Source organism: Mesorhizobium sp. 128a (genome assembly GCF_053848025.1).
The window spans coordinates 76070-101159 of record NZ_JBSPKY010000008.1 but is presented as its reverse complement, the minus strand read 5'-3'; the positions used below and the strand labels follow the sequence as shown (position 1 = coordinate 101159).

The 25090-nt window shown below is 58.2% G+C and carries 33 protein-coding genes and 2 tRNA genes; 30 read left to right on the top strand and 5 right to left on the bottom strand.

Annotation, left to right across the window (positions count from 1 at the left end; translation table 11 throughout):
- Window positions 1–16 precede the first annotated feature (16 nt).
- The 23 genes from ACWTU9_RS15370 to ACWTU9_RS15260 all read left to right on the top strand — a co-directional run bounded on the left by ACWTU9_RS15370 (window position 17) and on the right by ACWTU9_RS15260 (window position 17396).
- Entirely contained in the window at window positions 17–406 is a 390-nt protein-coding gene (locus ACWTU9_RS15370) for a hypothetical protein (RefSeq protein WP_455859014.1), read from the top strand.
- Window positions 407–676, top strand: a complete 270-nt coding sequence (locus tag ACWTU9_RS15365; RefSeq protein WP_455859013.1) for a hypothetical protein — start codon at window positions 407–409, stop codon at window positions 674–676.
- Between the two features lie 216 nt (window positions 677–892).
- Entirely contained in the window at window positions 893–1306 is a 414-nt protein-coding gene (locus tag ACWTU9_RS15360; protein WP_455859012.1) for a hypothetical protein, read from the top strand.
- Entirely contained in the window at window positions 1306–1656 is a 351-nt protein-coding gene (locus tag ACWTU9_RS15355) for a head-tail adaptor protein (RefSeq protein WP_455859011.1), read from the top strand. The genes ACWTU9_RS15360 and ACWTU9_RS15355 overlap by 1 nt, the downstream gene beginning before the upstream one ends.
- Before the next feature lie 9 nt (window positions 1657–1665).
- Window positions 1666–2127, top strand: a complete 462-nt coding sequence (locus ACWTU9_RS15350; RefSeq protein WP_455859010.1) for an HK97-gp10 family putative phage morphogenesis protein — start codon at window positions 1666–1668, stop codon at window positions 2125–2127.
- Window positions 2128–2151: 24 nt separating this feature from the next.
- Window positions 2152–2574: a DUF3168 domain-containing protein gene (locus ACWTU9_RS15345; RefSeq protein ID WP_455859009.1), complete on the top strand. Its 423-nt coding sequence runs from the start codon at window positions 2152–2154 to the stop codon at window positions 2572–2574.
- Window positions 2575–2821: 247 nt separating this feature from the next.
- Complete coding sequence (locus ACWTU9_RS15340) at window positions 2822–3268, top strand: phage tail tube protein (RefSeq protein WP_455859008.1); 447 nt, start codon at window positions 2822–2824, stop codon at window positions 3266–3268.
- A 13-nt stretch (window positions 3269–3281) separates the two neighbouring features.
- Window positions 3282–3629 carry a gene transfer agent family protein gene (locus ACWTU9_RS15335; protein ID WP_455859007.1) on the top strand — a complete coding sequence of 116 codons (348 nt, stop codon included), beginning with the start codon at window positions 3282–3284 and terminating at the stop codon, window positions 3627–3629.
- Between the two features lie 419 nt (window positions 3630–4048).
- The gene (locus ACWTU9_RS15330; RefSeq protein ID WP_455859006.1) at window positions 4049–7030 is read left to right on the top strand and encodes a tape measure protein; all 2982 of its coding nucleotides are present in this window, start codon (window positions 4049–4051) and stop codon (window positions 7028–7030) included.
- A gap of 24 nt (window positions 7031–7054) precedes the next feature.
- Window positions 7055–7723, top strand: a complete 669-nt coding sequence (locus ACWTU9_RS15325) for a hypothetical protein (protein WP_455859005.1) — start codon at window positions 7055–7057, stop codon at window positions 7721–7723.
- On the top strand, window positions 7723–8319 hold the full coding sequence (locus ACWTU9_RS15320; protein WP_455859004.1) for a hypothetical protein: 597 nt from the start codon (window positions 7723–7725) through the stop codon (window positions 8317–8319). The genes ACWTU9_RS15325 and ACWTU9_RS15320 overlap by 1 nt, the downstream gene beginning before the upstream one ends.
- 26 nt (window positions 8320–8345) lie before the next feature.
- Window positions 8346–8750 (top strand): DUF6950 family protein, encoded by a 405-nt coding sequence (locus ACWTU9_RS15315; protein WP_455859003.1) that lies wholly within the window; start codon window positions 8346–8348, stop codon window positions 8748–8750.
- A complete protein-coding gene (locus tag ACWTU9_RS15310) occupies window positions 8747–10630 on the top strand; it encodes a fibronectin type III domain-containing protein (RefSeq protein WP_455859002.1) in 1884 nt (627 codons plus the stop codon). Before ACWTU9_RS15315 ends, ACWTU9_RS15310 begins: the two co-directional genes overlap by 4 nt.
- Before the next feature lie 24 nt (window positions 10631–10654).
- Complete coding sequence (locus ACWTU9_RS15305; RefSeq protein WP_455859001.1) at window positions 10655–11626, top strand: hypothetical protein; 972 nt, start codon at window positions 10655–10657, stop codon at window positions 11624–11626.
- Between the two features lie 11 nt (window positions 11627–11637).
- Complete coding sequence (locus ACWTU9_RS15300; RefSeq protein WP_455859000.1) at window positions 11638–11820, top strand: hypothetical protein; 183 nt, start codon at window positions 11638–11640, stop codon at window positions 11818–11820.
- Window positions 11821–11835: 15 nt separating this feature from the next.
- Window positions 11836–14472 (top strand): tail fiber domain-containing protein, encoded by a 2637-nt coding sequence (locus ACWTU9_RS15295; protein ID WP_455858999.1) that lies wholly within the window; start codon window positions 11836–11838, stop codon window positions 14470–14472.
- 100 nt (window positions 14473–14572) lie between these two features.
- Window positions 14573–14833 (top strand): hypothetical protein, encoded by a 261-nt coding sequence (locus ACWTU9_RS15290; RefSeq protein ID WP_455858998.1) that lies wholly within the window; start codon window positions 14573–14575, stop codon window positions 14831–14833.
- Window positions 14820–15503 (top strand): lysozyme, encoded by a 684-nt coding sequence (locus tag ACWTU9_RS15285; RefSeq protein WP_455858997.1) that lies wholly within the window; start codon window positions 14820–14822, stop codon window positions 15501–15503. Before ACWTU9_RS15290 ends, ACWTU9_RS15285 begins: the two co-directional genes overlap by 14 nt.
- On the top strand, window positions 15500–15826 hold the full coding sequence (locus tag ACWTU9_RS15280) for a hypothetical protein (protein WP_455858996.1): 327 nt from the start codon (window positions 15500–15502) through the stop codon (window positions 15824–15826). The genes ACWTU9_RS15285 and ACWTU9_RS15280 overlap by 4 nt, the downstream gene beginning before the upstream one ends.
- Window positions 15823–16200, top strand: a complete 378-nt coding sequence (locus ACWTU9_RS15275) for a hypothetical protein (RefSeq protein WP_455858995.1) — start codon at window positions 15823–15825, stop codon at window positions 16198–16200. The genes ACWTU9_RS15280 and ACWTU9_RS15275 overlap by 4 nt, the downstream gene beginning before the upstream one ends.
- A complete protein-coding gene (locus ACWTU9_RS15270) occupies window positions 16121–16426 on the top strand; it encodes a dehydrogenase (protein ID WP_455858994.1) in 306 nt (101 codons plus the stop codon). The genes ACWTU9_RS15275 and ACWTU9_RS15270 overlap by 80 nt, the downstream gene beginning before the upstream one ends.
- Window positions 16423–16722, top strand: coding sequence for a hypothetical protein (locus ACWTU9_RS15265; RefSeq protein WP_455858993.1), 300 nt, complete (start codon window positions 16423–16425; stop codon window positions 16720–16722). Before ACWTU9_RS15270 ends, ACWTU9_RS15265 begins: the two co-directional genes overlap by 4 nt.
- 272 nt (window positions 16723–16994) lie before the next feature.
- Complete coding sequence (locus ACWTU9_RS15260; RefSeq protein WP_455858992.1) at window positions 16995–17396, top strand: type II toxin-antitoxin system death-on-curing family toxin; 402 nt, start codon at window positions 16995–16997, stop codon at window positions 17394–17396.
- Between the two features lie 623 nt (window positions 17397–18019).
- Here the strand turns inward: ACWTU9_RS15260 and ACWTU9_RS15255 are convergent.
- From ACWTU9_RS15255 to ACWTU9_RS15240, 4 genes are all read right to left on the bottom strand, one after another.
- A complete protein-coding gene (locus ACWTU9_RS15255; protein ID WP_455858991.1) occupies window positions 18020–18463 on the bottom strand; it encodes a MucR family transcriptional regulator in 444 nt (147 codons plus the stop codon).
- Window positions 18464–18558: 95 nt separating this feature from the next.
- The gene (locus ACWTU9_RS15250) at window positions 18559–18999 is read right to left on the bottom strand and encodes a hypothetical protein (RefSeq protein WP_455858990.1); all 441 of its coding nucleotides are present in this window, start codon (window positions 18997–18999) and stop codon (window positions 18559–18561) included.
- A 173-nt stretch (window positions 19000–19172) separates the two neighbouring features.
- Window positions 19173–19496, bottom strand: coding sequence for a helix-turn-helix domain-containing protein (locus tag ACWTU9_RS15245; RefSeq protein WP_455858989.1), 324 nt, complete (start codon window positions 19494–19496; stop codon window positions 19173–19175).
- Window positions 19497–19936: 440 nt separating this feature from the next.
- Entirely contained in the window at window positions 19937–20185 is a 249-nt protein-coding gene (locus tag ACWTU9_RS15240) for a helix-turn-helix domain-containing protein (protein ID WP_455858988.1), read from the bottom strand.
- 112 nt (window positions 20186–20297) lie between these two features.
- Between ACWTU9_RS15240 and ACWTU9_RS15235 the strand changes: the two genes are divergently transcribed.
- From ACWTU9_RS15235 to ACWTU9_RS15225, 3 genes are all read left to right on the top strand, one after another.
- Complete coding sequence (locus ACWTU9_RS15235) at window positions 20298–20573, top strand: hypothetical protein (protein ID WP_455858987.1); 276 nt, start codon at window positions 20298–20300, stop codon at window positions 20571–20573.
- A 260-nt stretch (window positions 20574–20833) separates the two neighbouring features.
- Entirely contained in the window at window positions 20834–21034 is a 201-nt protein-coding gene (locus ACWTU9_RS15230; protein WP_455858986.1) for a hypothetical protein, read from the top strand.
- Between the two features lie 219 nt (window positions 21035–21253).
- Window positions 21254–21439, top strand: coding sequence for a hypothetical protein (locus ACWTU9_RS15225; protein WP_455858985.1), 186 nt, complete (start codon window positions 21254–21256; stop codon window positions 21437–21439).
- Between the two features lie 104 nt (window positions 21440–21543).
- On the opposite strand, the gene ACWTU9_RS15220 is transcribed toward ACWTU9_RS15225, so the two are convergent.
- Window positions 21544–21618, bottom strand: a tRNA-Asn gene (locus ACWTU9_RS15220).
- A 230-nt stretch (window positions 21619–21848) separates the two neighbouring features.
- Here ACWTU9_RS15220 and ACWTU9_RS15215 point away from each other — a divergent pair.
- From ACWTU9_RS15215 to ACWTU9_RS15200, 4 genes are all read left to right on the top strand, one after another.
- The gene (locus ACWTU9_RS15215; RefSeq protein WP_454587759.1) at window positions 21849–22109 is read left to right on the top strand and encodes a hypothetical protein; all 261 of its coding nucleotides are present in this window, start codon (window positions 21849–21851) and stop codon (window positions 22107–22109) included.
- 441 nt (window positions 22110–22550) lie between these two features.
- Window positions 22551–22624: transfer RNA gene (locus ACWTU9_RS15210), tRNA-Cys, on the top strand.
- A gap of 109 nt (window positions 22625–22733) precedes the next feature.
- Complete coding sequence (locus ACWTU9_RS15205) at window positions 22734–23408, top strand: protein-L-isoaspartate O-methyltransferase family protein (RefSeq protein ID WP_455858984.1); 675 nt, start codon at window positions 22734–22736, stop codon at window positions 23406–23408.
- 186 nt (window positions 23409–23594) lie between these two features.
- On the top strand, window positions 23595–24983 hold the full coding sequence (locus tag ACWTU9_RS15200; protein ID WP_454587757.1) for a TolC family outer membrane protein: 1389 nt from the start codon (window positions 23595–23597) through the stop codon (window positions 24981–24983).
- The last annotated feature ends 107 nt before the right edge of the window (window positions 24984–25090 follow it).

Genomic DNA, 25090 nt, shown 5'->3' with positions numbered 1-25090 from the left:
GCCGCAAGGATAAACAATGCGCGATCTATACAACGACGCGGGCTTTGCGCAGTCGCTTGCGCCTGCCGCACGCACGGCCTCGGCCAACGGTACTGGCGTGGGCTTAAACGGATTCGAAGGCGCTGTCGCCGTTATCGGCGTTGGTGCTTGGACGGACGGCACTCACACGTTCGACATTCAGGATTCCGACGACAACTCGACGTTTGCATCGGTGGCGGCTGGGCTGCTTCAGGGCACCAAGCCGGTCGTGAGTTCAGCCGGCACCGCGAGTAAAACCTACAAGGTTGGTTACCTCGGCAAGAAGCCTTTTCTGCGCGTTGCCGCCACCGTTGCCGGCGCGACCACAGGCGCAGTCTACGGCGCCTCCATCCTGCTCGGCCACGCCGCGACGAAGCCGGTGGCCTAAATGGCAGCCGCAGAACTCCTAGCGACAGGCTCGACTGCCGCAAACTCCGGCGATGTGACGGTTGCCGCCGGCACTCCGATTACGGTTGGCCTCAAGGGTGTGGCCGACCAAAACGCCATCGTTCTGGTTTCGCTCAAGGATGATGCCTCAGCCTATAACCAGACCGGAGGTCGCCTGACGTCGGGCGAGCCCGTGCTGATGATCTCGGCGCCTGGCACCTATCGCTTCTCTCGCGTTGCTGGCGGCGTTTGCGGGGTGTTCAGTGCCTAGGTTCGGTAGATCGCCCTTCGCGCCGTTGTTTAGTCGTCCGTTTGAGAGGCTGATCAGCCATGGACGCAGCAACCCAGTCAGCGTCGATCCGACTTCGCTGTTCACATATGTGCTGTCGCTTCTGACTTGATCGCTTCGACTCGGCACCGACGTCGCCGGCCAGAATTCGATCCACGGCGTCAACAAAATTACAATCCAACTCGATAGGAGGCCTCTTTGGCCGATTTGACCATTGCCGCTGCGAGCGTCGTTGCGGGCAACACTGCCACTATCGCCCGCGGCACCGCTGGCGCCACCATCACTGCCGGCCAGGTTGTGTATCTCGACCCGACAACTGGCAAGTACGGTTTGGCTGATACGAATTCGGCTACGGCTGCCGTACGCAACGCGGTAGGCATTGCGCTTAACGGCGCCTCCAATGGCCAGCCAATCGCGGTTGTCACCAAGGGTCCGGTTACGATCGGCGCCGCTATCCTTGCCGGTGTCGCTTATTACCTGTCTGGTACGCCGGGCGGCATTCGTCCGGTCGCGGACAATGTGACCGGCGACTACACGCTCCTGCTCGGCATCGGTGCCAGCACGACCGTGCTTAACGTCGACATCGAATTCCCTGGCGTGCCGCTCGCGTAATGGCAAATGGCGCTGGACAGCTAGATCAGCGCCTTTCGTTTTACAGGCGCGTTGACATTGAAGACGGCCACGGAAACACCGTGGCCGACTGGCAATTTCAGTTTTCGCAAGCCGGAAACCGCAAGTGGATCCTCCGTGGGGCCGGTGAGGCAGTGATGGCTGGCCGGCTAACGGGGCACAAGTACGTGACCTTCATGATTCGCAAAAGCGAACAGGCAAGACAGATCACGAACGACTGGCGCGTTGTCAATGATCGCGACGGGCAGGAATTTGCCATCCGCGAAGAGCCGCGCCTGAGCGACAATCGTGGCTATCTCGAGTTCCTTTGCGAAAGCGGAGTGGCCGATTAGGAGTGCCCATTGGCCGACATTGCACAAGGCCTCGCCAATCTAAACCGCAAGCTGACTAAGGCAATTCCCGAAAGGGTCTACAACCAGGTGCGAACGGTTTTGGCTGCGCAGGCTGACAAGATAGTCGCGCAGATGAAGCGGCACGCGCCAGTCGATAGCGGCGATCTTCAGATGAGCATCAGCTGGTGCTGGGGCAATGCGCCGAAGGGGACGATGACAATTGGTCGCGTCACCACGGGCGGCGGCAAGGGCAGCCGAACGTTCAAACAAGGCAAGAACACAACCGGCCTTCGGATAAGCATTTTTGCGGGCGGCGGGGACGAGTTCTACGCATGGTTCCAAGAGTTCGGCACGCAGAACATGCCGGCGCACCCGTTCTTCTATCCGATCTATCGGGCCAATAAGCGTGCCGCCAAGGCAGCAATAACTCGCGCCATATCAAAGGGCCTCAAGGATGGCGCCAAGGCCTGAGGATCGCGCAATCACGAGGTAATGATGGGCAGTCCGGCACTAGACCTGCAAGACCTTATCCTGAACGCGCTTAAGGCCGACGCTCTGCTTACGGCAATGATAAACGGCGTGTGGGACCAGCCACCGCCATCCACCACGGCGTTCGCTGACCCAAAATCAGCCTATGTCAGCTTCGGTCCTCACGATTACGCCGAGGACGACGAAGGTTGCATAGTTTCCGGCACGCACACATTCCAGTTGGATGTGTGGAGTCGCTCGGTTGGCTTCCCGGTATGCAAGCAGATTGGGGATCGCATCAAAGCGGTATTGCACGAGGCAAATTTTGACATTCCGACTGAGAATGCACTCGTCGAAATTCGCGTCCCGTCTATGCGGTATGTCAGGGATCCTGATGGGCTAACCTCGCACGGCATCGTTACCGTCACGGCGCTCATCGAAGAGACATGACGTGTGGGCGATCTTTACCGATAGGTTCCATTACGACCGACGCCCACGGCAAGCCCTGGCCTTTGTGGTTGAGGCCAGTCCGGAGCCACAGAACCATCCTCGCGACCTCGTCAACGCCGCTATAGCGGCTGGCAAGGCGCAGGAAACGAAGCCGCCAGGCAAGCGCCACAAGGCTGAGTAATCAAAACCACCACCACAGATAACCGGCCGCCAGAGAGCGGCCTTTTTAATTGGAAAAGGGCCAAACATGGCGACTCCCGTTACCGAAAAGTATGAGGAAATGATCCTCGATGTCGAGCTCGTTTCGGGCAGCGGCATCTATACCCCGATCTGCGGCATGACCGATGTGACCATTACGCGCGCGGCCACGGTTGATACTTCGGAAATCCCGGATTGCGACGACGAGAGCAAGCCTCTCAGCATTGAGAAGCAGGTGCGCTCGATCGATGTGTCCGTCTCAGCCACAGGCATTTGGGCCAGGTCAAGCCAAGATTCACTCAAGCAGTGGTTCTATTCGGCTGCGTCCAAGAATGTACGTCTGCGTGACACGGCAGCCGCTTCTGGAGACATTGAGACAGAATCCGGCCCCGCTCTGCTTTCCAAGTTGGACAACACCCGCACCAAGGGCAAGAAGGTCACGGCAAGCATTGAACTGCACTTCGATGGCAGCCCGACGCTTACTGACAAGCCGTAATTAGGGGCGCAACGTGGCTAGAGGAGTAGACATAACTTGGGCCGGTGGAGAGCACTCGTTTCTTCTTACCATCGATCTTTTGCGCGCCTTGCAAGATCGGTGTGACGCCGGGCCGGCGTTTATTCTATCCAGGCTCACGAACGGCGAATGGCGGGTGGATGATGTTGTGTCAACCATCCGTCTCGCGCTTGAGGGTGGCGGGATAGACAAGGAAGATGCGCGCAAACTTGTGCGGCGCCACATCGAGGAAGACTTTGGCGTAAAGCACGTCCTCCTGGCACGCGCGATCCTCACGCATACACTATTCAGCGAGGAGGGAGATAGCGATGCGGGGGAACAGAGGGCGGCAGCGGAGGACTAAAGCCGCTGCCGCGGGGGAAGCTACGTTGGGGCGAAATTTACAAATGGGCCGGCGTACTTCACCAGCCCATAGGCGCCATGACGCTACTAGAGTTCGTTGACGCCACGCAAGGATATGCGGAGGCCAACGGAGCTAAGCCTAAGGGTGGCACGATCTCGGATGATCGGTTAGAGGCGCTGGGTATCGTGGGGTTTTAGGTGCCGACGTTGGCGTAATCTGTTCGGCAGTCTGCTGTGGCCGCACTGATATCATTTGGCGTCCGGGCAGCTTCGTTTGCTGTGTCGCCTGCATCCAAGCCATAGACATCGCCGTGTCCGGCGCGTTCGCTGAGAACGTGACCGGCAACAATCAAACCAGCAACAACAAAAAACTGTGTTGCGCGCGTTCATGTTACGCCGCCAGCATGATCGGTGGGTTATATGGCAACTGATTTGGAGCGGTTGGTCGTATCGCTTGAGGCGCAGACCACCAAATTTGAGAAGGCCCTCAGCAAGGCCAATCAGACGGCTAAGAAACAGCTTACGGACATTCAGCGCCAGTTTACAGACACAAACAAGAAACTGGATGAGGGATTGTCGTTCGGCAAGCTATCGTTCGGTGGCCTGAGCGAGGGCATAGATGGCCTAAAGGCTGGCGCGGCTGGATTCGCTGGCGCGTTCGCGGTCGACAAGATCAAGGAATATGCCGACGCATGGACCGAGGCCGGCAACAAGATCGCAGCATCGTCAGTTGTTAGTGGTCGGTCGGCGCGATCCTTGGACGCCATCAATCAAATTGCGACCGACACGCGTTCCGGTCTTACGGAGACGGTGGACCTTTACGCGAAGCTTCTCCGGGCTACTGCCGGCGTTGCCAAGAATGAGCAGGAGGTGGCGACAGCAACCGAGATCGTCAACAAGGCGTTCAAGGCTGGCGGCGCCGAGGCAAGTGAGCAGGCGGCAGGCATTCTGCAGCTTAGCCAGGCGCTATCGAGCGGCATCCTCCAGGGCGACGAACTGCGCTCTATCCGCGAGAACGCACCGCTTATTGCTCAAGCGATCGCCAACGAATTCAAGACCACGATCGGTGGCCTCAAGCAGCTTGGTGCGGACGGCAAGCTGTCCGTCGATCGCGTGTTCAAGGCAATCCTTGATTCAAAACCGCTGATCGATAAGGCGTTCGACGCCACGCAGGCAACCATTGGCAACAATCTTACGCTTGTTGGTAATGCGCTCACAGCTTTTGTCGGCAAGATGGCCGAAGTGTCTGGCGCTGGTGACGCGGTCAAGCAGTTCCTCGGGACGGATCTTGTTGGGGCCATCAATGGGCTGTCCACGGCGCTCGATCAGATTGCCAATAGTCCGGGCGTCAAGGCGCTAGCGACTATCGTTGAGAACCTTGAGAAAATCGGAAACCTTCTACCCGGAACTGGCGGAGCGACTGGTCGCAGGGCCTTTAACGAAAACGTCGACCCTAATCTGCTTCTTGGCTTTCCCGACACGTTCGGCAAGATGGTCAACGATATGCAGGACCAGTTCACTCCTGCGCATAAGGAGATTGAGGCGCTGGACGGCGCCTTCTCCGATTTCCGATCCTCTATTGTCGAGTTGAAGCCGGATGTGGTCGCGAGCTTTGATGCTCTCCAGTCGGGGTTAGATAAAGGCGAGATTAGCGCCAAGAAGGCTAAGGAAGCGCTGCGCGACATGTTTGGGGATGATCCGATGTACAGTCGGCTCCTCAGCGTTTTCGACGATCTCTTGGACAAACTTCAGAAGGTCGAAGCCCTCGCTAAGGCGCGAAAGGCTGGTGTTGATATTGGCGTTGGCGCGCCGGATCCGGAGAATGCCGGATGGGCTATGCAGCACGAGAACGACAAGTCAAAGGCGTTCTTTGACCAACGCAATGCCGAGTCGGCCAGCACGCTTCAAAAGCAAATTGATGTGCGCGCCAAGGAGATAGAGACAGCAGCGCAGAAGGTTGGCATTGCCATCACCGATGCTGCCGCGAAGATCCAGGCGGCTAAGGAACTTGCGGCCGAAGATATCGCAAAGCAGACTACAGCGAGCGTGACGACAGCGGCAGATTTGATAAAGGACTTTGAAGGTTTCCGATCGAAGGCCTATTGGGATGTCAATCGTTATCGTGTAGGCTATGGCTCAGAGTCCACTACGGATATGTCTGGCGGTCATTCCGCGGTTACGTCAGGCACGGTAGTTTCACTGGCTGATGCCGATCGTGACCTTCTTCGCCGCATAGGTGACTTCCAGAGCGCAATCAAGGACAAGATCGGCGCAGACACCTTCAATAGCTTTGATCCGAAGCAACAGGCCGCCCTGACGTCCATCGCCTATAATTACGGTAGCCTGCCGGAGCGCATCGTTGCCGCCATTAAGACTGGCAACCAGGCGACGGTTGTTCAGGCCATTCGCGGGCTTGGCGCCGACAATGGCGGGATCAACAAGGATCGCCGCAACACTGAGGCGCTAACTTTTCTTGGCGGCTCGCCTTCTGGCGTCAAGAAGGCAGTCGAAGGACAGGATAAGTTCGGCCGGAACCTGACCGAGACGCAAGCGCAGATCGATCTCCTAAACAAGGAGGCTGCCGCACTTGGCCTCGTAAATCCGCTCATCAACGACTATGGCTATGCCCAGTCCAAGGCCGAGATCAAGCAGAAGCTCATCAATGACGCCATGGCGGCAGGTGTAGAGATCACACCGGAATATGCCGCCAAGATCGATGCGCTTGCCGAGAAATACGCCGTTGCAGACGCCGCGCGCAACAAAATGCAGCAAGGCGTTGAGATACTAAGCCAGAAGATGGCCGAGTCCTCGGCGCTGGGCAAGGACGTGCTTGGTGGCTTCATCAAGGACTTGCAGGCCGGTAAGACGGCATCCGAGGCGTTGTCTAACGCGTTGGGTAAGGTGGCCGACAAGCTGCTTGAGGTGGCGCTCAATAACATCTTTGATGGCCCCAAGGGGAGCAAACCCGGCAGCGGCATCCTTGGCAGCATATTTTCGTTCTTGTTTGCCGATGGCGGCTACACCGGCAATGGCGGCAAGAACGAACCAGCCGGTATCGTCCACAAGGGCGAAGTCGTCTGGAGCCAGGATGACGTAAGGCGATGGGGCGGTCCTCAGCGGGTCGATGGTATGCGCAGGCGTGGCTACGCGACAGGCGGGATAGTCGGCGGGCCGATACCCCTACCGTCGATGCCCGGCCGAATACCGGGGCGCAGTGGTAGCTCGAACGACACCGTGCGCTTGGTGCTTCAGGATGACAGCGGCCGAATGGCTGATGTCGCCGACCAAAGAATCAGGACGCACTCCGGAACAATCGTTGAGATAGCCGTGCAGCGCAGTACGAAGGCGGTGAAGGGCCAAATGCCAAGCCTGATTGCAAACGCGCAAACTCGGAATCTCTAGCCACTCGAAGCCAAAGGAAAGCCTATGACAATTCGTTGGCCGGAAGACGTCCTTCGCGTACAGAACGTTGCCTTCGATCTCGATAGCCGGTCCCTTGCGGGGCCGGCATCCATTAGCGGTGCGACCCAAGTCATATCCAGTTCGGCCGGAATCTGGAAGGCCACGTTCGGTTCGGTAATAGTCAAATCGCGCCAAGCCGTACTGGCGCACCGAGCTGTTGCGGCGCTGCTTGATGGGCGGATGGGATCGATCCTCATACCGCTTTGCCGTGCCTACCAGCCGGTGCCAGCCGGTGCCGTTGCGGCTGGCTTGTATGACGAGGTGCCGCACAGTGACTTGGCGTTTTTCGATGATGATACCGGATACGTTGGGACCGTTATCGATGTTGTGGCTGCGGCCAACGCCGCAGCGCGCGCAACGACGCTGATGGTAACGGTGAACTATGCTGGCGACGTCCAGCCAGGCCAGCACTTCTCCATTTCGGAAAGGCTCTATCGCATTCGAACGTTTGATGCCGTTACCGGCACGATGACAATCCGCCCGCCGCTGCGAGAGGCTGTGACGGCCGGCGGTAGGCTCGAGTTTGATAGCCCAATTTGCCGCATGCGCCTACTGAACGACGGCGGCATGGACCTCGAGCTTGCGATGCGCAAGTGGGGAACGCCATCTGTGCAATTTGTCGAGGATCTGTGATGAGCGACTTCTTCACCGCAGATCAGCTCGACTTACTCGCGGCAAGCACTGTGCGAGTAAGCCTTTTGGTTCGCTTCGATTTCGCCAGCGGTGTTGAGCGCGCGTGGAATGGTTATACGGAACTCACCACGCTAGATGGCAATACATGGCTCCCAATGCGAGGCATTGGCCAAATCGAAGGCCTGGGCTTATCGGGTAGCGGGGCAAGCGATAGCGTAACCATTTCGGTCGACGGTCTCTCGGATCAGGCGCTGCCTTTTCTGGCGAAAGCTCTGGAAAATACGCCATCAGTTGATCAGCAATTAGCCACCATTTATTTGCAGCTTTTTGGTGAAGACTGGGCACCGGTCGGATATCCGATCGCAATATTCCACGGGTTTATGCAACCACCCAAAATCAGCCGCACAGAGATGAGTGGTCTTGACGGCGCTGTGCAGTCGATCGCCATCACGGCGGAGAATGCGTTCTTCAATCGCAGTCGTCCAAAATGGGGCAGATATACCGACAGAGACCAGCAGGCGCGCTCGCCTGGTGACAAGTTCTTCGGGTTTGTAAGTTCGATCCTCATTAAGACGATCACCTACCCGGATTATTAGGCTCTACTAATACATTGCGAGGCGTCATGACCGAAGCCGAACGGCTCGCGGCGGTTCAGGCTTATGTTGCATCTGAATCTGCAAGGCCCTTTGTGTGGGGAGTGACGGACTGCTGCAGCACAGTAGATAGGTGGGTGCAAAAGGTTCGATGCATTTCTCCGCTCACCCTATTTGATGAATGGGACCGCACGGCTGCCGATGCCGAAGAATGCCTATCGCGCCCGTACTCGCTACCGGCTCGCATCAATAGAGCGCTACGCAAAGCAAGCGTCGCACGAACCACGAATCCGCAACCCGGTGATATCGGGCTAGCACTGTTTGACGGCAAGGTTGGCGTCGCCATTCACGCAGGAGCCTTCTGGTTCTCGCGTGGAAGAGACGGACTTGTCGGCGCGCCAGTAAGTGCATTTTGGAAGGCTTGGTCTGTATGAATCGGAGGTGGCACAATGTCATTACTGGCGATAGCGGAATTGTAGCGCAAGGGGCAAGAAAAGACCCTCTAACAGATCTCGTCCTGCTCGCGCTTACGGCGGTTGGAGCGAGCGGTGCCGCGCTTGGTATTCTCGTGCCTGCCGTGGTGGGTGCAATTCAGATCGGCGTATCGATTGGCCTTTCGTATCTGGCGAGCTCGCTGTTTCGGCCCGACCCACCGAAGCCGCAGGACGTGCAGACATCAGTCAAGAATCCGGTGGCGGCACGCATTCGGCACTATGGCCGCGTCAAAGCGTCGGGACCGTGGGCTTTTGTCGAGAGCAAGAACGGCGCTCTGTTCAAGGTCATTGCGCTCGGCACCGGTCAACTCGACGCAATCGAGGAATACTGGATTGACGACAACCTGGCCACTGTGGATCCCTCTACAAGGGCTGTTACTTCGGCGCCGTACTACGGCAAGGCGTACATATCGTCGCGTCTAGGACTGCCAACGGAAACGTCCTACGCAGACCTGACGTCGCATTTTGCGGCATGGGATTCGAGCCATCGCGGCGACGGCGTGTCATCCCTATACGCTGTGCAAGTCGCGGTGGGGTCTGATCAGATCTCAACTATTTTCCCGAATATCATCAACACGCTTTATCGTGTGGTGGTGCGCGGATCCATCGTTTACAGCCTCGGCACCTCGACCAACATTTGGTCCGAGAACGCCGCCGATATCGTCCGCGATTATCTCACGCACGCTGACGGCATGCGCTTGCCTGCCAGCATCGTGAGTACGCCGCTTGCGGTGGCCGGTTGGCTTGCGGCCTACAATCGTTGCAATGAGGCTGTTGCGGTAAATGCCGGCGGCACAGAGAAGCGCTACCGCATTTGGGGATCCTATCAACTGAATGAACGTCCAGCGGACGTTCTGTCACGCATGACGGCGGCCTGCGATGGTCGACTTGTCCCGACCGCGGACGGAGGCCTAACACTAGATATCGGTACGTGGACCGAGCCGACTGTGACACTCGATGCCGACGCCATAACCGGCTTTTCGGAAGTGGCTCGCGGTCGCGATGTCTTGACCACGGCAAACATCATTCGGGCAACATACACATCACCCTTCCACGACTATCAGTCGACCGACGCAGACCAGTGGATTGACGAGGCAGATGTTGCCCTTCGCGGCGAAATTCCTGTCGACAAGCAGTTCAACATGGCGCCTTCGCACAGCCAGGCGCGACGGCTGATGAAGCTTGAGGCATACCGCGCCAATCCGTCTTGGGTGGGCGTGTTTCAGTGCAACCTCCGCGCAATGGCCGTATTCGGCAAGCGGTTCGTACGCATTGCCTATCCGCTGTTCAACATCAATGAGGTGTTCGAAATTCAGGATTTCAAATTCGTCATAGGCGAAGGCGGAATCCTGACCGGTGTGTCACTACAAGTGCAATCGATGCCATCGGCGGCCTATGCTTGGGATGCTGCAAGCGAAGAAGGCACTCCGCCGATCTCGGAGGTCACTACGGTCGACAGGACGATTCCGGTTCCGACCGGATTAGCGGTAACCATTCAGACGGTCACGTTTGGCGGCGCTACCGCATCAAGAGCGATGTTGACGTTTAATGCGTCTCCATCAGACGCCTTGATTATCGAGGCTCGAGGCCGAGCGGTAACCGACACATCGTGGGCGACGATCGCCGTTGATCCCGGCGCAAGCTCAGCGACCGGATTCATCATTGATGATGTCGGCGAGTATGAGTTCGAACTGCGGTACGTGACCATTACCGGTCGCCAGGGCGCATGGTCTAGTCCTTCGATCCATGCGGTTGCAACCCTGTCTGCAAACTTTCGCTATCCGGCCAACAGCCAATATCTGGCGGCGCTGGCGGCGTAAATTACTTCATAAAATGGAGGCCATATGGCCGATAATATTAGCATCAAGGATGGTGCCGGCGCTCCCGTTGTGCTCGCGTCAAAGGACGTGGGCGGGGTACAATATCCAAGGCGCATCACCGTGGATAGCACGGGCGCTGAGGTGGCTGTGGCTACCTCGGCGCTACAGACGTCGGCCAACACTCTTATTGGTGACGTTACAGAAGCGGCGCCCGCCTCGGATACGGCTTCCAGTGGCCTCAACGGGCGCCTACAGCGCATCGCACAGCGGCTTACTAGTTTGATTGCGCTAATCCCTGCCGCGCTTGGGCAGGGCACTATGGCGCAGTCTATGCGCGTCGTTGTGGCAAGTGACCAGTCGTCCGTTCCAGTCACTCCCGCTGGCAATGTTGCTTCTGGTGCGGCGGATAGTGGCAATCCGGTTAAGGTGGGCGGTGTTTATAATTCGACCTTACCGACGCTGACTACCGGTCAGCGCAGCGATATGCAGGTGACCTCTAAAGGCCAACTGTATGTTGCGGCCGCAAATAACTGGGCGCCCGCAGATGCAGGGGGCAACCTTGCAAATGTACTTCTGGATAATACGGGCCAGACAAAGCCCGGTTATTCATATGTCGGATACTTCAACGGTACCTTGTGGGACCGTCAGCGCATTCCCTCGTCGAGTTCCCGCATTGTATCGAGTGCCAACACGACCAACGCCACGGTTGCAAAGGCGTCGACCGGCTGGCTGTTCGGACTCATGGGCCTTAACACGACCGGCACGGCGATCTACCTGAAAGTCTACAATAAGGCGACATCGCCGACTGTCGGCACGGACACGCCAGTTCTGACGATTCCGATCCCGGCGTCGGGCCTTTTCTCGATCAACTTCAATGCTGCTCCCTACTATTTCTCGGCCGGCATCAGCTATGCGCTGACCGGGGCCGCAGCCGACGCGGACACGACCGCAGTATCTGCCGGCGCGATCACCGGCCTCAACCTCCAATACTCGTAAGGAACCTCCCGATGGCCCTTTGGATGAGCGATAGGACTGGTGAGCAGTGGGACGATGGCGCGAAGCTGAAACCCGGCGATGACGGGTTTACGCGCGATCTGGCCACAGCGCATTTCAACGATAACGCTTTCAGCTACGTCGGCACGCCGAACTGGGAACCAGTTGCGGCAGCCGAAGTAGTTACTGCACCTTAATTTTGAGGATATTTTATGGTTAATTTGGCTGCGTCGGTCTGGCGCGATTTCGTTACGGATGGCGTGCCGTCGTCGGGCGCAAATAAGACTCGCAAGAGCGACGTGCGTCAGTGGGGCGCCTATCTCGAATCTCTTGCAAATTTGTCTTTTACGAGTGGCAAGGTCTACGCGACCAAGGCTGCGCTGACTGCTGATTTGGTGCCAGGCGCCAACACGCCTGCTCTCGTCATCGGAGATACCACGCCGGGCAATGATGGCCTCTATCAAAAGGTAGGCGCCACCACTACCGGCTCTTGGGTGCAATTGACGGATTTTGTGCCTGGCGCGCAGATCGTTCATGCTGTTGATGCCGGCGCCGGCACGCCGAATGCCATCATTGCGACGAGCTCCATTGGTCTATCGGCATCGGGATCTCAAATCGTTCGGCTGGACGTCTTTGAAGCGAACACCGGCCCCGCCACCGTAGCCTTCAATGGCGGCACGCCCATGCCGATTAAAACGGCATCTGGAAATAATGTTGCGTCCGGAGGACTTACGGCTGGACCGGTTCTCGGCGTCGTTTCTGGATCGAACTTCCGGCTTCTATCCGATCAAGCTAGCGCGGCCATTGTCGCGGCGGCCGAAGTTTGGGCCAACGCAGCCAGCGCGAGCGCCACCGATTCTGATGCGGCTGCCGTTCGATCGCAAAACTACGCCGCGCTGGCAGGCGCCGCCCTGGCCCCACTGACGTTTGCGACGGTTGCTTCTTTGCTGGCCGATACGGTTCTCTCGTATACGGCTGGCGGTGGCCATGTGGTGGTTGGTACTGGCGATATTATTCAAGCGAGAGGCTTCCGTTACAAGGTGGCCGCCTCTGGCGCATCCAACCATGACCTTACCACTGCCGGCGGCATCAAGCTTTACGTGCAGGAGGCCGTGACCGGATATGACGTTCGTTCCTTTGGGGCGGTTGGCGATGGCGTGGCCGACGATACCGTCCCTATCCAGAAGACCATTGACCGTGTAAAGACCGCCGTAGGCGGTGTCGCCCGCCTGCCTGCCGGTACTTACAAAATCAGCGCAAAAATTCAGGTCTACGGCAACTTCGACTATCGAAGCATCAAGGTATCTGGCGATAATGCGCAGATCGTTTCGACCCATGCTGGCCCGGCCATCGAGTTTGACCCTTCTGACCCGAGCCCTGCACCTCAGGTAAAGCAGCGGAGTGATATTGATGGCGTAACTTTCCTCGGGCCAGGTCTTGGCGTTGCCGGCTCAATCGGCATCTCGATCGTCAATGGCGCGACTGTGGAAGTTCATAATTGTAAAGTTCGAGGGTATGAAAAGGGTCTATCTGTCGTTGGAGGACTTATTCTTCGCTTTTTTGGATTGGAGCTATACAATAACGCCTATGGGTACTATATTACCAGCAACGTAACATATGCCCCCAACGACATACATTTTATGTCCTGCTACATATTCGAGAACACCCGTATCGGCTTTGCCGAAAAGTTCCCGAACGGTGTCATCAGCTTCAACGAATGTGAGATCGAAGGGAATAACTACGTCGCAGGCAACGACCACGACGGCATAAACTGCATGGAGTTCTCGCAGGCCGGCAAGGTCAACCTGATCGCTTGCCATTTGGAATCAAACAAGGGCCAGAGGCACATCCTGTTTGCTGGCGGTAGCTCGTCTTCCGTGTTGAACATTATTGGGGGTGAAATGATCCCCGGCAATGACAACACCAGCGCCATCGAAATGGCTGCCACGTTTGGAGCGTACGGGCACTTGCAGGTGTTCGGCGGGCGCATCACCAACGCGATCACCAATCAGATTGTGATGGGAACCGGTCTTTCTGCATGCATTATTGGCGAGACTGCCGGGAATATTTCTGGTGACCTGAGCAAGACCGTCATTATCAAAAACGGCAAGATCAACGTCGGTTCGCTTGGTGTGCCAGCCAATGCTGCCATGCGCTCAAAGGGCACGTCTGGCATCGCCCACGATTTCGAGGGCATGTTGCGGTTCGTTGATTCGTCAAATGTCAGGCTTGGCTATTCGCAAGTGACCTCGGGTGGTACCTTCGGCCTCATCTCAGACCAGGATAATCAAGGCATCCAGTTCAACACTGTGGTGTCCGCCGTAGCGGGCGCTCGCTTCTACATCAATCGACTGGGCGTCAACAGCATCGAGCCCGGCGCCGACAACGCACACACCAACGGCTCGGCCGCGCTACGCTGGTCGACGGTCTACGCTGGCACCGGGACAATCAACACGTCGGACGAGCGCGAAAAACAGCAGATCGGCGTCATCCCTGATGAATGGCTCGACGCCTGGGCCGATGTCCAGTGGCAGCGGTACAAGTGGAATGAGGCCGTCGAACGGAAGGGCAGCAGCGCCCGCTGGCATGTTGGTCTGATCGCGCAACATGTTCGTGATGCCTTTAGTGCGCGCAGGCTTGATGCCTTTGAGATCGGCTTGCTGTGCTATGATGAATGGGAGGCTGTGGAAGCGGTGATCAGTGAGGAAGACGGAACCGTCATCACGCCGGCTATCGAAGCGGGAAACCGCTTCGGCGTCCGCCACGACCAAGCCCAGGCCTTGGAAGCGGCGTGGCAGCGGCGTGAGATCGGTCGGTTGCGGCAGGCGCTCACCAGCCTTGCCGCTTAATAGGGAACTTACGCCAGCAACGGTCTGACGTGGCGCAATGGCGGGGTGTAAGGCGACTTCCATCACCGCCGCCCATAGACAATCCCAAAAAGGAAAATCCATGCCACTCCCAGATTGGCGCGGTGCACTCGCGCGCGCCTGGTCGTGCATCCGTGCGCGCCTCATCCCCGACCTCGAGCAAACTATCAAACGCGCCTGGTCAATGCGGCTCATCGAGCTCGCCGCGATCGTGGACATCATCCTGAACGTCGTCCCGTCAATGGACTTCCTGCCGTGGTGGCTAACGCTGCTGCTGCTTGGCGGTGCGTGGGCGGCCCGACTTTTGCTGCAACCTGAGAAAGACGTCGATGCCGATAAATAAGATTGTGCCGACCGGCCGAGCAAGGAAGGCTATTGCCGCCGTGCTTATCGCTGCGTCCGCCGCTGGCGGTTGGAGCTATAGCCACCAGCCCGCCGCGCCAGAGCCTGCAGCCATTCACCGAACCGTCATTACGCCGGCGATGGAAATCCGCGCGGCAATCGACAAGGGCTACGTACCGCCTGCGGTCAAGCTTGCCGTCGAGCAACTGATTATGCCGTGGGAGGGCCTGCGCACTACAGCCTATCTCGACACGCTGCCCAAGAAGCACGTCTGGACGGTCTGTTACGGCGAGACACTCGGCGTAAAGCGCGGCATGAAGTTTACGAAAGCCGACTGCGAAACCAAGCTGATTCAGCGCGTGATCTTCGACTACTACCTGCCGCTGGTCGATGGCGTGGATGGCTACATCAATGCGCCGATTTCACTTCAGGCGTCGATGATCTCGGGTGCCTACAACTATGGTGTCCAGCGCCAGATTGACTCGACCACAGCAGACCGCGTTGGCGAGCATCGCTATCACGACGCCTGTATCGCACAGACCGCATTCAACAGGGCCGGTGGCCGCGTGCTGCCAGGCTTGGTGCACCGCCGTGAGAATGGTGACACGGATCGCATCGGCGAAGCCGAGCTTTGCGTCTCGGGCCTCGATCTCAAGGAGGCGAAACCATGAGCACGACGACACTCACTTTTGACAGTGATGCGGCAGCGACCTTCCTATCGTCGCTTGCCGATGCCGCTAAGCGTTTTCCTGAATTTGGCGATGCTCTTGTCGACTTCATCGAGTCCGGCGAGGAGCTTTTTCTTCTCAAGTGCGATTGTCGACCCGCAACCGGCGCAAGCGAAATCGTTGTGAGCCTTTATCCAAGCGATGGTCTTGCTCGTCTTGTGACGGCATTTCGGGCAAGGAATCCCGATCTCGGCTTTGTCGAACATTTGCACCCCCAAGTTGCGCCGGCGCAATTCAGCACAAGCATTGTGGATTCGCAACCATGATCGCCCTCTTGGATAAACTCACGGGAGGCTACGCCTCGTTGATCAAATACGGCGTGATCGCCGCGGTGATTGTTGGGGCGTTTGGCTACACCTATCACCTTGGCTCAGCGCACACCGAAGCCATCTGGTCCGCGAAATACGAGCAGCGTGAGGTGGCGATCACTGCCGCCACCAACGCCGAAATCGGCCGCCAGGCACAGGCAAATGCGCAAGCGAAGGCCATCGAGACCAAGCGTATCGAGCAACTCGAGGCCGACAACGCAGCCCTAGAAAAAACCATCAAGGAAAAATCAGATGAAGCGGACGCTGACCCTGATCGCGATCGGCCTGCTTTGTCTAGCGGCGCAGGGTTGCGCATCGACTCGATCCATTAATGTTGCCGTGCCGCCGCCGACTTTGAGTGAGCCTGACGCCAGGACGGTGGCGGCATGCCTCGGGCCGGTGCGCTTGCCTTCGGGAGAATTGAAGCAACGCGACGTTGAGCGGCTGTGGATCTCGGATCGCAAGGCGCTCATCGACTGCGGCAAGCGGCATTTGGCATTGCGCGACTTCTACCATGATCGCGATGCCGCCATCCGTGCCGGGAAGGTAGCCAAGTGACCGCTGATCAACTTATGGCCGCAGTCGGATTTGGCATTATGGTTATCGGCGCCATCTTTGGCGCATTTTGGAAGATGTGGGGATTGATCAAGGAAGCGGGCGACAAAGGCACCAAGGCGCAGCAAGACTTGGCCGCGCACAAGTTGCACAGTGCCGAGACCTTCGCCACCAAGGCCGGCATGCAAGAGCAGACGGCGCAACTGCTCCGCGCCATTGAAGGCGTCGGCAACCGCATCGACGGCTTGCACGAACGGCTTGACCGTGCGTTCGAACGGCCGACGCGCCGGGCAGGGTAGGCGCAGTTTCGGGCTACAAATCCCCATTAGGGCCAAATTCACGATCTATGGCTAGTTTCACGAAAAGGTTGAAACTGCTAGGGATGCGCGCTATATCCGGCGTCGGAACAGGGTGGCGAAGATGCGTACCGCTAAATTCATCACGAAGGTGCCCGTCGCAGAGCGCAAGCAGCGTCGCCCTGTGCTAGTCGCTCGTCCGCGTTCCGGCCCGGTAGATTACACTGCTTTTGCGGGCAGTGTAATCAAGCGGTTTCCTAAGGTAATCGCCGAACTTGCCAAATGAGCCGCGCTGGCTTGGTCACCAGGCTATCCTAGACATAAATCTGAAGCACGTTGAGGAGACGGGGGAGAATCATGCTCTCCTGTTCCCCGAAAAGCTTGAGTCCGCAATTATCCGCCCTCAAAATCTCTTCTACTACGAGGATGTATATGACATCGTGACCCTTACGGTCTCCCTTATGTTTGGTATCGCCGAGGCTCACGCATTCGAGCAGGGAAACAAGCGCACCGGCTTCACATCCGGGCTGGCCTTTCTTTACGAAAACGGCTTCAGCTACACCGCCATTGACGATGTCAAGATCGCGATCGACTTCAAGAACGTCATAACCCGTGACGCTGCGGCCAGTGACTTTGAGGAAATGTTCGCAGAGTTTGTGGTGCCGCTAGAGGGCTAGCATTTTGCCGACCATCACGCCGCGCCTCTTAGCACAGACAGACCCGCCATCCGAGAGGTTGGCGGGTTTTTTGTTGGTTGAAACTTATTCAAGTCAAAGCTGATAGATGGAAGTCTCGCGAGGAGAAGGAGCGGTTGGTCGCAGCGAACGTTTTGAGTCTGGCGCATAACACCTGAGTGGATGAGCGCTCTTCAAAACGAGTTGCTCCGAATCGCATTATCGTATCTCTGATCGCCCTGTTACTGGTTTGTATGAGAGTTCGGAGAGACCTTCTTGCGACTATTGAAGACGTGTCTTTTTGCCCTTGCCTTGACGATGTTTGGTGTTCAGCCGATTTGTGCTCAGAACACTCCATGCAGCGGGCACAAAGGCGGAATCTCTGGCTGCCAGGGCAGAACCTTCATTTGCAACGATGGTTCAGTCAGTGCCAGCAAAAAGAACTGCGCGGTCTATACGGGAGGGGCATCGGATCCGCTTGGTCTCATCGGTGGCTCTGCTGAGATGGCCCCAGCCATTGAACGGGGCGAGTGCCGTTGCCGGGACGGTCACTACTGCACTGGTCCTCGGGGCGGGCGCTTCTGCTTCACGGATACAGGGAGCAAGAGCTATCTCAGGAACTAAGCTTACCGCGGTTTTTTTGCCGATTTAGCAGCCTTTTCCGGCGCCTTCCGTCCGAGCCCGCTGGCCTTTGCCAATGCCGAACGTGCGGCTGCATAGGTTGGCGCGACCATCGGATAGTCCGCTGGCAGACCCCATTTCGCGCGGTAGTCGTCCGGCGTCAGGCCGTAGTCGGTCGACAGGTGCCGCTTCAGCGATTTGAATTTCTTCCCGTCTTCCAGGCAGATGATGAAGTCCGGCGTCACGGAGCGCTTCGGGTTGACGGCGGGCTCCAGTTTTGGCTGTGCGGTCGCAGTTGGTTGGCCGATACCCGTCAATGATGAATGAATGGAAGCAATAAGGTCGGGCAATCCGGCGACAGGGAGGGGATTGTTGCCCACATATGCAGAAACAATATCCGCTGTCAGTCCGACTAGATCAACGTTCTGGGCTTCGTTCTGTTCAGTCAATTTACTTGCTCCTAAAATAGTTTGTTAAAGCCCGCCGCGTCCGCTTGTAGTGCAAGTTTTCCGACACGCCAATGGGGATGCCCCTAATCAGGTGTCTAAAGCACGCCGTATTGCTTGCACATTGATAAGATGCTGTAGGTTTCGGAATCAGTGCCGCCGAGTCCAATAACCGAAAACGTTCTGAGCACTTTACCACCGCCGCCCGCGAGATGCGTCAGCATGCCCATAAACGGCGTGCCACCTGTATAGCCGCCGAAACTGTTCCTCGCATTGACAGTGCCGCAGACCCAAGAACTGTCTGCATCTTCCTGTGCCGCGAGCATGTTGCCGAACCTAGCGCTGTCGGGATCCTTCAAACTATCCCGAACACCTTTCTGAATCACCGCAACCTCTTCGGCGCTAAGTTGCCTTTTGACCGTATGCTTGACGGTTGGCTGAGTGGATGCCTGGATCGGGTAAGTCGACGATGGCGCCGTTTGACATCCTGCAAACATCACCCCGCACAGCGCGAGCGCCGAAGCTGTTTTGAATTTCATGATTTTCCCCTTCACTCGGGTCAATGCTTTCCTCGGCAGGCAGAGGAAGTCAATTGAACACGCGTCTGCATCTACAGTTCTGTCGGAGCATAACTCGCCTCCCGATCGCTCCCACTGAGGACACTCAAAGCGATGCCGGCGCCGAGACGGTACGGGCAAAACAGGCTGGCTGGTCATTCGCCAAATTCCTCCCGCAAAGCCTTCTTGGCCCATTTCCGGTTCGACCGCTCGAGGAAGAGTTTGCGCAGCTTTGGGGAAGCCGAACCGGATGGTTGGCGATCGATGTGTCCGCGCACTGTCAAGGCATGCGGCTCATTCGGTGAGGGTCGCAGCGCTTCAATTATGCCTAGTATGTCGGTCCTGGTGAACGTCACTTCCCGCCCGCGAACCATGCACAGCCCGTGCCGTTTGGCGACCTTGATTACCCCGCGCCGTGTGCAGCGGAGGTAATCGGCAGCCTCGTCCACCGTGAAAATTTTGTCTTCTAACCCGCCCATGCCGGCAGGTAATTCCACACTGCAGCATGTGGAGTCAAGCCATTGCTTTTATTTACCAATTTACCAATTTAGAGGGGCGAACTGGCTGCCGAAAAGGCTTGCTGGATCCGGGCAAATCCACTAGCTTGGTCCATGGTCGGCCGGGAACGGGCCGGCTGGTCCGCGAAGACCGACTGTTGGCGCCTCAGCAGTCGGGCGCGCCGCCAACTTCGATCACAACGGCGCGCCTTTTACTTCCCCAATTTCATGCCAGTGTCGTTGATGAATTCGACGCCTCGGCCTCAAGAGCGCGCTGCAAAACGGCGTCCAGCGCTGCATGCTGCGGTGCCGGCTTCTCGCCTTCGAAGTTTCTGATCGTGGCGTTCCCGATCTTCGATGCATCAGCGAGGGTGAGACCAGTCAATGAGCGCTCAGGCGGCTCGGCGTATTCTCGGTCATGGCTATTCCCTCAGGCGGACGCCTCTGCCTTCCGAAGAGGCTTGGCCGTCCTCAAGCAACTCAATGCCAACGGCGCTAAAGGCGTCCTTGATGGCTTGCATGGTGTCCAGGCGACCGCGGACGATTGCGCTGCCCCGTCCCTCGAAATTCCTCACCGTGTTTATTCCGATCTTTGCTGCATCGGCCAGTGCCTTCTGGTCCATGCCCGCAAGCGCTCTTGCAGCCTTGATTTGGTTTCCGGTGACTGGCATCTGTGTTTTCCAAATTGAAATGTGGGTTTTATACCCAATATTTCGCTTGACCGCAAGCGTCGGTTCGCAATATGGTTACCACACCCAACTAACGGGCTTGAGGAGACCACCAATGAACGCGCATACTCACATCACCGCCATTCATCCCGCCAGCATCGCCCATCATGCCAGCCTAGAGCCCGCCATCAATGACCTGGCCCGGCTCGGCTACGTCACGGAATTGCTGGTCGGCAGCCTGCTTGAGGAATTGGCCTCATATGCCAAGGCCGGCTTCAGCGCGGCGGATGCGCTGGCGCTGGTTGAGCGCAAGCGGGAAGTGGTGGTTGCCCACGTCGAGGACGTGGAGATCAAGACGCGGCAGCTGCGGGATGCGTTTTACCTGTCGTGATTTTATCGCTTGGGCGTCAACCTAAATATTTGCGCTACCGCCAAATAAGTTCGTTGATCCGAGGGGCGGCAACACCTAGCTTGCCGCCGTTCTTCGGAATGTTGCCTTGGCTTGGCCATGTCTCGCGCTTGCAGCCTTCGGGCCAGCACACACCGAGCGAGACCCTCTACTGACATGTATGCCCCGCGAGTGGGGTGTTTAACTTTGTCTGTCGCATGGCGCGGCCGGCATCAACGCGCTTTGCGCATGAGGAGTGAGATATGGTTTCTACAATACGGGTCGCCTATTCGGAAACGCTGCCTGACCTTATTGTCCGTGTGGCTGATAGCCATCCGGAGATGAGCGAGGATGAAGTTCTAGAGAGAGTCCTGGCGGAATTAGATAGGAATGAGAAGTTAAGCCACGAAGCTCTGCATCTTGGGGCCATGGCGGTCCTCAAGGAAGTTGCGGCAGAAGACTAGCTTGATCCAGATGCCGCCTCGTGCGGCAGCGCCGTCCGACCGTACGTCACCTTGAAACCCATGGTCGTGGCGTCGGACGGCGCACCATTCCTTCCTTAGTGTTCATTATCGACAACACCAAGCCCGCCCCGCGCGGGCCTTTTTTCTTTACCGCCGCCACCCGAACGGCGTAGCCTATGATCGCGGGAGGGCGGACGACGGGAGGAAGTCGCTATGCCCATGGCATTGGACATCAAAAAATTCGTGAACGCCGTGTTGCGCCGTCAGCGGATGGTCGTGTCATTGCACAACATGACGCCGCTGGTAGAGATCGCTGCTGCTCGGCCGATCATTCATATAAGGCCTAAACCAACATCCAAAAGCAGACCGGCTCCGCCTCAACTCCGCGGCGCGTCCAACATGTAAAGACAGGAGCCCTCGTGCTGGGTTTTCGATGTCGCCAAAAGCGGGGAGGGAAAGCGGGGAAAGTTCCAGATTACCGCGAAAAATGTAATGAAATCAATAGCCTTTGGCTCCCCGGGCCGGATTCGAACCAGCGACCAACCGGTTAACAGCCGGTTGCTCTACCACTGAGCTACCGGGGAACAGAGGCTCTCATGTGAGTGGCGCAGCCTATAGCAAACCCGTTTCGGCTTTGCAAAGAAGCATTTCGCATTTTTTAGCGCTTTTTCATGCAATGGTTTGTGGCAATCGCCTGAGAACACCACATATGAGCCGTCTGGACTGCCGCCTGGCCTTGGTCGGCGGAACCAAAAGGTGATGGCAGCCTTTACGACGTATGGCTTTACTGACGGCAACCGGATCGACTTTCGACATGACTACAGCAGGCGAAAACCAGGCACCGGCGCGCAAAATCTCGGTGTTCGGCCGCGAGTTTACCATGCCGCGCTCACGCGGCCTCAGGATCGCCATCGGTATCGTCCTGGTGTTTTTCGGCATTCTCGGCTTCCTGCCGATTCTCGGCTTCTGGATGATTCCGCTCGGCCTTTTGGTGCTTTCCTACGAATTTTCCGCGGTGCGCCGCCAGCGGCGGCGGTTCGTCGTCTGGTGGGAACGGCGGCGCCGACCGAACTGAAAAGCGATGGGGGTCCGGCTCAGCGGCCGATGCGCCTTTCCAGCCCCTCGCAGATGTCCTTGAGGACGGCGGCGGCGGAAGCCAGTCGCGCGCGATCGTGCGGCGAAAGCCGGTTTGCTCCCTCGATGGAGAGGCGGTCGAGCGCGTATCGCACAAGCTATTCGCAGCGCAACAGCGACAATCTGCGCGAAACGCTGTTTTCCAGTCCGCCGCGGCCTTGGCATGGGCTACCTCCATCTCCCGCTACGTAAAGGTGCAGGTGGGAGTTTCGCCTGCCAGGCAGTCGTGCTTAGCGGGCGCTAATATACCGCTCCGCCAAGCGGTTAAATCGCTCGGGAACCACGTTAGGGAGGCTGACGCGGAAAGCGCGCCGGAATGCTGCACGAACGCTTGACGACCTTTCGTCGCCACCATATTGAGTTCGCTCGCCGGGAGCGACGAGGCCTCGTGGCGGAGTGGTTACGCAGAGGACTGCAAATCCTTGCACCCCGGTTCGATTCCGGGCGAGGCCTCCAGTTGCTTCAGCTCCCGCGCGGCGGGGGCTTGAGTTCCGGTCGAATGCGCTGCAGTGTCGGCGCGGCGAGCGCGTCGCAGCGCATTGGTTTTTGACGGATTGGTTGGGACATGAGCGCTGATTTCTCCGAACTTCGCGTGAAGATGGTCGACGGCCAGGTACGCACCACCGATGTGACCGACGCAGCATTGCTCGATGCCATGCTTGCGGTTCCGCGCGAGGCTTTTGTCGGGGCAACGCAACAGGCTCTTGCCTATATTGACGAGGATATCCGCATCTCCGACGGCGGCGATGGCAGCGGCGCGCGCTACCTCATGGAGCCTTCGCCGCTGGCCAAGCTTTTGCAACTGGCCGAGATCGGCGCCGGCGATTCGGTGCTCGATGTCGGTTGCGGCACCGGCTACTGCGCGGCGCTGCTGTCCAGACTGGCAAAATCCGTTATTGCGCTGGAAAGCGATACCGGATTGGCAGAAACGGCCAAGGCCGCACTCTCTGCTCAGGGCTGCGACAATGTCGCCGTGGTCACCGGGCCGCTGCCCCAAGGTCATGCCGCCAAGGCACCCTACAATGTGATTCTGCTCGGCGGCAGCGTCGAGGAGGTGCCGGCGGCACTGCTTGGCCAGCTCGCTGAAGGCGGCCGTCTCGTCGCCGTGGAAGGGCAGGGCAATGCGGGTGTGGCCCGGCTTTTTTTCAAAGCAGGGGGGGTTGCAACCGGAAGACGGGCATTTAATGCGGCAATTAAGCCACTACCGGGATTTGAACGCATTCACGCGTTCGAATTCTAAGTGATTTTGCCTTGCAGCAAAGACGCTGTCATGTTGGCTTGCGATTGGACAATCGTTGCTGATTTGGTTAACCGGTGTTTCGGGAGGCCGTCAGCGGGGGAACGATATATCGACGCGGCGCTGGCTGATCCCTTGGGATGGGCTGGCGTGGCGTGGTTCCCGTGAAGAACGAATGAGGGATTTAAAGTGCCGTCCTTAGCCAAGAGCTTGTTTGCTACCGTCCTTATTTCCGCGACAGCGCTGTCGCCGATAGCCGCCTCGGCGGAAACCATCCTCGGCGCGCTTTCCAAGGCCTACCAGAACAATTCCTCGCTGAACTCCGCCCGTGCCGGCGTGCGCGTCACCGATGAGGGCGTGGCGATCGCCAAGTCGGGATACAGGCCGGTCATTACCGGGAGTGCGGACGTCGGCTACGCCAGCCGGCACCTCAACGGTTCAAACGCCGGCACTCGTCTGACCACAGGGAGCTTCGGCGTCGCCATCAATCAGATGCTGTTTGACGGGTTTCAGACCAAGAACAACGTCGCGGCAGCCGAGGCGCAGGTCAAGGCGTCGGTCGAGAGCCTGCGCAACACCGAAGAGAATACGTTGTTCAACGCGGCAAGCGCCTACATGGATGTCATCCATGACCGTCAGGTGGCGGTTCTGACGGAACAGAACTTGCAGTTCCTGACCGAGCAGGCGCGCGCGGCGCGCTCGCGCTTCGAGGTCGGCGAAGGCACGCGCACCGACGTGGCGCAGGCCGACGCCTCGCGCTCGGCCGCGGTGGCGCAGTTGAGTGCTGCCCGCGCACAGGCGCTGGCCAGCGCCGCAACCTACCGCCAGATCGTCGGCGACGATCCGGGCAAGCTCAAGGCGGCGTCCCCATTGGCGAAGCTTTTGCCGAGGAGTCTCGATGCGGCGATCGACATCGCGGCGACCGAACATCCGGCCATTCTTTCTACCGAGCATCTGGTCGACGCAGCCGCATTTCAAGTGAAGTCCCACGAAGGCGCTCTGCTGCCGCAGCTTTCCGCTTCAGCCGGCGTTTCGGACGACTACTCCAAGAACTCGCCGGAAACCTTGACGTCACAGAATGGCACCACCCGTTCCGCCAACATCGGTGCGACACTGACCATTCCGATCTATTCGGGCGGCCGCACCTCGGCCCTGGTCCGCCAGTCGAAGGAATCGCTCAGCCAGGCCCGCATTGAAGTCGATGTCAGCCGTGACCAGGTGCGCCAGGCGGTGACGTCGGCTTGGACGCAATACACCTCTGCGCAGGAAAGCGTTGACGCCAACCGGCAGGTCATTGCCGCCGCGCAGTTGGCGCTCAACGGCGTCATCGAGGAGCGCAATGTCGGCCAGCGCACCACGCTCGACGTGTTGAACGCGCAGAACGCCGTCATCTCGGCCAAGATCGACCTCGCCAGCTCCGAGCGCGATGTGGTGGTCGCGAGCTATGCCATCCTTTCGGCCATGGGCCGCCTGTCGGTCGAGCGCCTGGCGTTGAATGTGGTGAAGTACAAGCCTGAAGAGCACTACAGAGCCGTCAAGGACAAGTGGATCGGCCTGCGCACGCCGGATGGCCGCTGACCGCGCTTAGGCGGTTCAAATCCCGCTAGGATTGAAGCATTGGAGCGCCGCGCATCACAGGGATGCGCGGCGCTATCCTTTTGCACCGCCATGATCGGTTCCGAAAG

Excerpts from the sequence above, each read along its gene's own strand:
- ACWTU9_RS15235 (WP_455858987.1), top strand. The coding sequence starts at position 20,298 with ATGAACGCGCATACTCACATCACCGCCATTCATCCCGCCAGCATCGCC.
- ACWTU9_RS15270 (WP_455858994.1), top strand. The coding sequence starts at position 16,121 with ATGAAGCGGACGCTGACCCTGATCGCGATCGGCCTGCTTTGTCTAGCG.
- ACWTU9_RS15340 (WP_455859008.1), top strand. The coding sequence starts at position 2,822 with ATGGCGACTCCCGTTACCGAAAAGTATGAGGAAATGATCCTCGATGTC.
- ACWTU9_RS15300 (WP_455859000.1), top strand. The coding sequence starts at position 11,638 with ATGGCCCTTTGGATGAGCGATAGGACTGGTGAGCAGTGGGACGATGGC.
- ACWTU9_RS15315 (WP_455859003.1), top strand. The coding sequence starts at position 8,346 with ATGACCGAAGCCGAACGGCTCGCGGCGGTTCAGGCTTATGTTGCATCT.
- ACWTU9_RS15230 (WP_455858986.1), top strand. The coding sequence starts at position 20,834 with ATGGTTTCTACAATACGGGTCGCCTATTCGGAAACGCTGCCTGACCTT.
- ACWTU9_RS15330 (WP_455859006.1), top strand. The coding sequence starts at position 4,049 with ATGGCAACTGATTTGGAGCGGTTGGTCGTATCGCTTGAGGCGCAGACC.
- ACWTU9_RS15305 (WP_455859001.1), top strand. The coding sequence starts at position 10,655 with ATGGCCGATAATATTAGCATCAAGGATGGTGCCGGCGCTCCCGTTGTG.
- ACWTU9_RS15355 (WP_455859011.1), top strand. The coding sequence starts at position 1,306 with ATGGCAAATGGCGCTGGACAGCTAGATCAGCGCCTTTCGTTTTACAGG.
- ACWTU9_RS15345 (WP_455859009.1), top strand. The coding sequence starts at position 2,152 with ATGGGCAGTCCGGCACTAGACCTGCAAGACCTTATCCTGAACGCGCTT.
- ACWTU9_RS15215 (WP_454587759.1), top strand. The coding sequence starts at position 21,849 with ATGACTACAGCAGGCGAAAACCAGGCACCGGCGCGCAAAATCTCGGTG.
- ACWTU9_RS15290 (WP_455858998.1), top strand. The coding sequence starts at position 14,573 with ATGCCACTCCCAGATTGGCGCGGTGCACTCGCGCGCGCCTGGTCGTGC.
- ACWTU9_RS15365 (WP_455859013.1), top strand. The coding sequence starts at position 407 with ATGGCAGCCGCAGAACTCCTAGCGACAGGCTCGACTGCCGCAAACTCC.
- ACWTU9_RS15245 (WP_455858989.1), bottom strand. The coding sequence starts at position 19,496 with ATGGGCGGGTTAGAAGACAAAATTTTCACGGTGGACGAGGCTGCCGAT.
- ACWTU9_RS15325 (WP_455859005.1), top strand. The coding sequence starts at position 7,055 with ATGACAATTCGTTGGCCGGAAGACGTCCTTCGCGTACAGAACGTTGCC.
- ACWTU9_RS15205 (WP_455858984.1), top strand. The coding sequence starts at position 22,734 with ATGAGCGCTGATTTCTCCGAACTTCGCGTGAAGATGGTCGACGGCCAG.
- ACWTU9_RS15275 (WP_455858995.1), top strand. The coding sequence starts at position 15,823 with ATGATCGCCCTCTTGGATAAACTCACGGGAGGCTACGCCTCGTTGATC.
- ACWTU9_RS15250 (WP_455858990.1), bottom strand. The coding sequence starts at position 18,999 with ATGAAATTCAAAACAGCTTCGGCGCTCGCGCTGTGCGGGGTGATGTTT.
- ACWTU9_RS15285 (WP_455858997.1), top strand. The coding sequence starts at position 14,820 with ATGCCGATAAATAAGATTGTGCCGACCGGCCGAGCAAGGAAGGCTATT.
- ACWTU9_RS15310 (WP_455859002.1), top strand. The coding sequence starts at position 8,747 with ATGAATCGGAGGTGGCACAATGTCATTACTGGCGATAGCGGAATTGTA.
- ACWTU9_RS15240 (WP_455858988.1), bottom strand. The coding sequence starts at position 20,185 with ATGCCAGTCACCGGAAACCAAATCAAGGCTGCAAGAGCGCTTGCGGGC.
- ACWTU9_RS15370 (WP_455859014.1), top strand. The coding sequence starts at position 17 with ATGCGCGATCTATACAACGACGCGGGCTTTGCGCAGTCGCTTGCGCCT.
- ACWTU9_RS15280 (WP_455858996.1), top strand. The coding sequence starts at position 15,500 with ATGAGCACGACGACACTCACTTTTGACAGTGATGCGGCAGCGACCTTC.
- ACWTU9_RS15225 (WP_455858985.1), top strand. The coding sequence starts at position 21,254 with ATGGCATTGGACATCAAAAAATTCGTGAACGCCGTGTTGCGCCGTCAG.
- ACWTU9_RS15295 (WP_455858999.1), top strand. The coding sequence starts at position 11,836 with ATGGTTAATTTGGCTGCGTCGGTCTGGCGCGATTTCGTTACGGATGGC.
- ACWTU9_RS15320 (WP_455859004.1), top strand. The coding sequence starts at position 7,723 with ATGAGCGACTTCTTCACCGCAGATCAGCTCGACTTACTCGCGGCAAGC.